This window comes from Streptomyces panaciradicis (assembly GCF_023516615.1).
In the GTDB taxonomy this organism is placed as follows: Bacteria; Actinomycetota; Actinomycetes; order Streptomycetales; family Streptomycetaceae; genus Streptomyces; species Streptomyces panaciradicis.
Genome location: NZ_JAMGBF010000213.1, coordinates 1 through 6,663 on the forward strand (window position 1 = coordinate 1; position 6,663 = coordinate 6,663).

Annotated in this window: 5 protein-coding genes and 1 pseudogene; all 6 read left to right on the forward strand. The window is 73.0% G+C overall.

Annotated features, from left to right (window positions below):
- Window positions 1-736, forward strand: a 736-nt coding sequence (locus tag M8J74_RS41240) for a methionine ABC transporter ATP-binding protein (protein ID WP_249841302.1), incomplete at its 5' end; no start/stop codon positions are given.
- The gene (locus tag M8J74_RS41245; RefSeq protein ID WP_249841303.1) at window positions 733-1,470 is read left to right on the forward strand and encodes a methionine ABC transporter permease; all 738 of its coding nucleotides are present in this window, start codon (window positions 733-735) and stop codon (window positions 1,468-1,470) included. The genes M8J74_RS41240 and M8J74_RS41245, both read left to right, overlap by 4 nt.
- Before the next feature lie 66 nt (window positions 1,471-1,536).
- Window positions 1,537-2,367, forward strand: coding sequence for a MetQ/NlpA family ABC transporter substrate-binding protein (locus M8J74_RS41250; protein ID WP_249841304.1), 831 nt, complete (start codon window positions 1,537-1,539; stop codon window positions 2,365-2,367).
- Between the two features lie 163 nt (window positions 2,368-2,530).
- Window positions 2,531-3,169, forward strand: coding sequence for a GNAT family N-acetyltransferase (locus M8J74_RS41255; RefSeq protein WP_249841305.1), 639 nt, complete (start codon window positions 2,531-2,533; stop codon window positions 3,167-3,169).
- Between the two features lie 103 nt (window positions 3,170-3,272).
- The gene (gene cbiE / locus M8J74_RS41260; RefSeq protein ID WP_249841306.1) at window positions 3,273-4,490 is read left to right on the forward strand and encodes a precorrin-6y C5,15-methyltransferase (decarboxylating) subunit CbiE; all 1,218 of its coding nucleotides are present in this window, start codon (window positions 3,273-3,275) and stop codon (window positions 4,488-4,490) included.
- Window positions 4,491-4,932: 442 nt separating this feature from the next.
- Window positions 4,933-6,663 (forward strand): annotated as a pseudogene (locus M8J74_RS41265) (nicotinate-nucleotide--dimethylbenzimidazole phosphoribosyltransferase); the annotation flags it as partial.

Sequence of the window (6,663 nt, forward strand, 5' to 3'; positions counted from 1 at the left end):
GTTGTCCTCGCGCACCGTCCAGGACAACGTCGAACTGCCGCTGGAGATCCTCGGCACGTCGGGCCGGGAGCGCTCGCGCAAGGCGCTGGAGCTGCTGGACCTCGTCGGACTCGCCGACAAGGCGCGGGCCTACCCCGCCCAGCTCTCCGGCGGCCAGAAGCAGCGCGTCGGCATCGCCCGCGCCCTGGCCGGCGACCCCGAGGTGCTGCTCTCCGACGAGGCCACCAGCGCCCTCGACCCCGAGACCACCCGCTCGATCCTGGCGCTGCTGCGCGACCTGAACCGGCAGCTGGGTCTCACGGTCCTGCTCATCACCCACGAGATGGACGTCGTGAAGTCGGTCTGCGACTCGGCCGCCCTGATGGAGAACGGCCGCGTCGTGGAGTCCGGCACGGTGAGCGAACTGCTCGCCACCCCGGGCTCCGAGCTGGCCTCGGCCCTCTTCCCGCTCGGCGGCGAGGCCTCCGGCGCCGACCGCACGGTCGTCGACGTCACCTTCCAGGGCGAGGCCGCCACCCAGCCGGTCATCTCCCAGCTCTCCCGCACCTACAACATCGACATATCGATCCTCGGCGCGGCCATCGACACCGTCGGCGGCCTCCAGGTCGGCCGCATGCGCATCGAGCTGCCCGGCCGCTACGAGGACAACGTCGTGCCGATCGGCTTCCTGCGCGAACAGGGACTGCAGATCGACGTCGTCGGCGAGAGCCGGCCGGTGAAGGAAGGTGCCAAGTGACCTGGTCCGAGATGCAGCCCCTGCTGTCCCAGGCGTGTTGGGACACGCTGTACATGGTCGGCTGGTCCACGCTCATCGCCGTCGTCGGCGGACTTCCGCTCGGCATCCTGCTCGTCCTGACCGACCGGGGCGGACTGCTGCAGAACATCGTGGCGAACAAGGCCATCGGACAGGTCGTGAACATCGCCCGCTCGATGCCGTTCATCATCCTGATGGTCGCGCTGATGACCTTCACCCGCTCGATCACCGGCACCACCATCGGCCGCGAGGCCGCCATCGTGCCGCTCGCCATCGGCGCCATCCCGTTCTTCGCGCGCCTCGTCGAGACGGCTGTCCGCGAAGTGGACGGCGGGCTCGTCGAGGCCGTGCAGGCGATGGGCGGCAACACCTGGACGATCGTGCGCAAGGTGCTCGTGCCCGAGGCGCTGCCGTCCCTCATCGCCAGCACCACGACGACCGTCGTCGCCCTGATCGGCTACTCCGCCATGGCCGGCACGGTCGGCGCCGGCGGACTCGGCGACATCGCCATCCGCTACGGCTACCAGCGCTTCGAGACCGAGCTGATGTGGATCACCGTGGCGATCCTCGCCGTGGTCATCTCGCTCATCCAGTTCGCCGGCGACCTCGCCGCCCGCTCGCTGCACCGCCGCGGCGGCCGCTCCGGCCCGGCACCCAGGCTGCGGCTGCTCAGGGCCACGGACCCCGCGTCCGCCGACGTCGGCAAGGCCGCGTAACCGCGCTTCAGACTTCCCGCCCACACAACCGCGGGATCGCTCCACCCAAAAGGAAAGGCACTTTTCGTGCGTAACACCGCAAAGCTCAGCACCGCCGTCCTCGCCGCCGGAGCCCTCGCCTTCGGGCTCACCGCCTGCGGCTCGGGCAAGGACTCGGCCTCCTCCGACTACAGCGGACCGCTGGTCGTCGCCGCGAGCCCGACCCCGCACGCCGAGATCCTGAACTTCGTCGAGAAGAACCTCGCCAAGAAGGCCGGACTCGACCTGCAGGTCAAGGAGTTCCAGGACTACATCGTCCCGAACACCGCCACCGAGGACGGTTCGGTCGACGCCAACTACTTCCAGAACCAGCCCTACCTCGACGACTTCAACAACAAGCGCGGTACCCACATCGTGCCCGTCGTCACGGTGCACCTGGAGCCCCTCGGCCTGTACTCCCACAAGGTCAAGAAGGTGGACGCGCTCAAGAGCGGCGCGACCGTCGCCGTCCCCAACGACGCCGTGAACGAGGCGCGCGCGCTGAAGCTGCTCGCGGCCAACGGCCTCATCACGCTCAAGGACGGCGCGGGCAACGAGGCGACCCCGCAGGACATCACCAAGAACCCGAAGAACCTCAAGTTCAAGGAGGTCGAGGCGGCCCAGACCGCACGCTCCCTGGACGACGTGGACGCCGCCGTCGTCAACGGCAACTACGCCATCTCCGCGGGGATCAAGCCCGCGAAGGACGCGCTCGTCCTGGAGTCCGCGAAGAACAGCCCGTACGGCAACTTCCTCGCGGTGAAGAAGGGCAACGAGAAGGACCCGCGGGTCAAGAAGCTGGCCAAGCTGCTCACTTCGCCCGAGGTGAAGAAGTTCATCGAGGACAAGTACCAGGGCTCGGTCATCCCGTCCTTCTGAGCCGCGGGCGATCTGTGCCGACGGCACGTATACGGCGTATCGCCACGCACGGGGTCTACTCGCTCACTGCGAGTGGACCCCGTGGTGCGGTCCGGCGGGTCCATGCTGCATGCTGGGCAGTTCAGCAGGACTTGCAGGTTTTCCGAAGGTTACGGAGCGGCGCATGAGTGGCACCTTCCCCAACATCTCCATCAGCACGGAGCGGTTGGTGCTGCGACCCCTGGACGAGGACGACGTGCCCGCCCTGGCCGAGATGATGAACGACGAGCAGGTGGGCGCCTGGACGAGCGTCCCCCAGCCCTACAGCGAGGAACAGGCCCGCGCCTGGATCACCGAGCACGCGCCCGCCGAGCGCGGGGCGGGCCGCGGACTCACCTTCGCCGTCACGGAGTTCCTCACCCAGCGCCTGGTCGGCGTCGTCCAGCTCGCGAAGACCGACTGGCGCATCCGCTCCACCGAACTGTCGTACATCATCGCCCCCTGGGCCCGCGGCGAGGGCTACGCCTCCGAGGCCGCGCTCGCCACCGCCCAATGGCTGCTCGGCGACCAGAAGTTCGAGCGCATCGAGCTGCGCACGGCGGCCGACAACACCGCCTCCCAGCAGGTCGCCCAGAAGATCGGCTGTATCAGCGAGGGCGTCCTGCGCAACGCCTGCATAGCGCGCGTCCGCGCGGACGACGGCACCTGGAACGACGTACGCACCGACTACATCGTGTGGAGCCTGCTCCCCGAGGACCTGGACGGCGCCGGCGAGCAGCTGGCCGACAGCAGCGGTTTCACGTCGTTCCCCGACTGGAACTAGGACCCCGGGGACCGAGGGGGACGGCACCGCCGCAGCGGCCGCCTCCGCCACCAGGTACCCTCACGGAGCCCGACCTGCGTGAACCCCCTGGAGACTGACGACCATGGCCGACCGCGTCACGGTGATCGGCTGGGACGGCTCGCCGCTGACCGCCGCGGCTCGCTCCGCCCTCGGCGCCGCCACCCTGGTGGCCGGGGCCGCCCACCACCTGGCGTTGCCCGAGGTGCCGCCCTCCGCCGAGCGCATCCGGCTCGGCAGCGTCGCCCTCGCCGCCCGCCGCATCGCCGGACACCGGGGCACCGCCGTCGTCCTCGCGGACGGCGACCCGGGCTTCTTCGGCGTCGTACGGACCCTGCGCGCACCCGAGTTCGGCCTGGAGGTCGAGGTCGTCCCCGCGGTCTCCTCCGTCGCCGCCGCCTTCGCACGCGCCGGCATGCCCTGGGACGACGCCCAGGTGGTCGTCGCACACAGGCGCACCCTGCGACGCGCGGTGAACGTATGCCGAGCCCACACCAAGGTGGCCGTACTCACCTCACCGGGCGCCGGCCCCGCCGAACTCGGCCTGCTCCTGGAGGGCGTGCACCGCACCTTCGTCATCTGCGAGGAACTGGGCACCGATCGCGAGCAGGTCACCGTCGTCACCTCCGACAAGGCCCCCGACCACACCTGGCGCGACCCGAACGTCGTCATCGTCATCGGCGGCCCGGCCGCAGCGGTGGAGAGCGGCGGCTGGCTCGCCGGACGCGACCCCGGCGCCGGCCCGCGCGGCTGGACGCAGCCCGGCGAGACCTACGACGGCCCGCTCGGCGAGGGCGAGACCGATCTGCTCCGGGCCGCCCAACTGGCCCGGCTGGGACCGCGCGTCGGCGACCTCGTCTGGGACATCGGCTGCGGCAGCGGCGCCTTCGCCGTCGAGGCCGCCCGCGCCGGCGCCGCCGTCATCGCCGTCGACCGGAAGCTGGACGCCTGCGCCCGCACGGACGCCGCCGCCCGCCGCTTCGGCGTGCAGGCGCAGATCATCCAGGGCTCCGCCCCGCACGTCCTGGAGAACCTCCCCGAGCCGGACGTCGTCCGCGTCGGCGGCGGGGGAGCGGCCGTCGTCTCGGCGGTCGCCGACCGCCGTCCGCAGCGCATCGTCACGCACGCCGCGACCCGCGACGCCGCCGAACTCATCGGCCGCGACCTGACGGAGCACGGCTACGACGTGGAGTGCGCCCTCCTGCAGTCCGTCGAACTCGACACGCGGGCCTGGACGGAGACGGAGCGGAGCGTCGCGTTCCTGCTCACGGGAGATCTGGGGCGGCGCGAAGCGCCTCGTTGAGGGGCGGTGGTCGGGTGACGGGCGGGCATGCTGCCGGAGCGCACGGTGTGACCCCGCTGCCGTCCCAGTGATCCTGTTTTCTTCCCTCCCGGTGATCCGGTAGTCCTATCACTCGCGGTAGGCTGGCCGACCGTTGTACCGCACCGGGTGGCCCGGCAGTTCGTTCGCCAATGTCCGGAAAACGCGCCCCTTTTGGGGTGGGTGCGGTACGGCAGAACCGGAGGACGCGCAACGTGGCGCAGTCCACAGCGGGCCGTCGCGGATCAAGCTGTCGCGAAGGAGGGACGACCGGGACAATGCCACTGAATGGCTTTGTCGCCTTTTATGGGCGGGTCGTTCGTGCCGCTGGGCACACACGCTCGTTCTTCACTACGGGGGCGGTCGGTGCGCCGTTCCCGGTGAGCCGGACCGAGAAGCACTAACCGATGGGCGAGGGGTACGCATGACCGACACCGGCCAGGTCCCGGGCGAGGGGCTGCCGGAGAACGCAGGCATGGCTGAGCAGCCGGGCGTTCCCGCGCCCGGTGCGTACGCCTACCTCTCCGAGACCACCGCCGAGGACGAAGACCTGTTGCTGCTGCCGGGCGCGCAGAGCCCCTGGGGCAACGAGGTCGCGCCGCCCGCGCCGGAGCCGGTCGTCGAGACCGTGCACGAGCCGGGCCCGCACGAGATGTCCGGCCGCGACAGCGGCTCGGTCGACCTCGGCGGAGTCCGTCTGCCCGAGGCGCCGACCACCCCGATCCCGCCGGTCACCCCGCGCCGTCCGCTCCACCTCGGTCCGCCCATCCCCGACGCCTCCGCCAGCCCGGTCCGCTCCCTGGCCGACCGCGGCCCCGCGGGCGCCCCGGTGCGCCAGCCGGGCCCGCCGACGGTGGGCCCCGAATACCTCGACGCCTCTCAGGGGCGTGCCGTGTCCCCGCAGGGGGCCACCCCCTGGAGCGCCCAGGCGCCGGGCGTGGCCCAGGCGCCGGTCGGCACCGAGGCCACGACTGCGGAAACGGTTGTTCCCGCACAGGGACAGCACGAGCGGCAGGCCGAGCCGGTCGGCGCGGCCCAGGCCGTCATGGCCCGCATCGCGACGGAGGCGGGGGGCGCCGCGCACGGGCAGGACGGTGCGTACGCGGTCCGGAGCGGGGACGACGCGCAGGCCGACACGGCGGACGGCACGGCCGGGGCGCACGGTCCGGAGAGCGGGCAGGTGCCCGTGGGAGTGGCCGCCGCGGACGGCGGACACCTCGCCGGAGCCGGGGCCGCGGCGGGCGGGTTCGCTCCCGACGCCGGTCAGCCGGCCGGCGCCTTCCCCGCGGAAGGCGCGCCGACGGCCCACGGAAACCTCCCGGACGGCACGCCGCCGGCTGCCGGGCACTTGGGTGCGGACGGTATGCCGCCGGCTGCCGGGCACCTGGGCACGGACGGTACGCCGACCGCTCCCGGCCACCCCGTGGCCGACGGCGTCCCGGCGACCCCCGGGACGCTCGCGGCGGACGGCGTGCAGGCCGACGTGGCCGGTGCGCCGGTCGACGGCGGGCCTGTCGCCTCGGGCGTCCCCGCGGGCGACGCCTTGGGCGCCCACGCGGGCGACGCCGAGGGCGGGCAGGGTACGCCGGGCGTTCCGGCGGCTCACGGCGCCGATGGTGCGCCGGTCGAGTCCGGACCCGCCGCTCCGGGCGCGCACGCGGCCGATGCCGGCGACACGGGCGCCGGCGGGTTCGCCGTGGACGGTGCGCACGTCGCGCCGGAAGCGCCGGTTGCCGAGGGCGGCCACGCGGGAGCCGGTGAGTTCGCCGCGGAGGGCGGACCCGCGGACCAGGGCGTCCCCGTGACCGACGCGGGTGATCACGGCGTCGCCGATTTCGCCGCGGACGCCGCACCCGCGGGCCCGGGCGTCCCTGCCGCCGAGGCCGGGCACCAGGACCAGGGCGCGTTCGTCGCGGAGAGCGGACCCGCACAGCCGGGCGTCCCCACAGCCGACGCCGAGCACGCGGGCACCGGGCACGCGGGCACCGAGCACGCCCTTGCGATCGTCCCCGACGCGGGGACGGACGGCGCGCCTGTCGCCGAGGCCACCGAGGCCCCCGAGGCCGGCCAGGCAGCGGACGCCGACGCCGGTCCGATGCCCGCGCCCGCGTACGCCCCCGACGCCGCGTCGGCGCCCGCGGGCGCACAGTTCGCC

Excerpts from the sequence above, each read along its gene's own strand:
- M8J74_RS41255 (WP_249841305.1), top strand. The coding sequence starts at position 2,531 with ATGAGTGGCACCTTCCCCAACATCTCCATCAGCACGGAGCGGTTGGTG.
- cbiE (WP_249841306.1), top strand. The coding sequence starts at position 3,273 with ATGGCCGACCGCGTCACGGTGATCGGCTGGGACGGCTCGCCGCTGACC.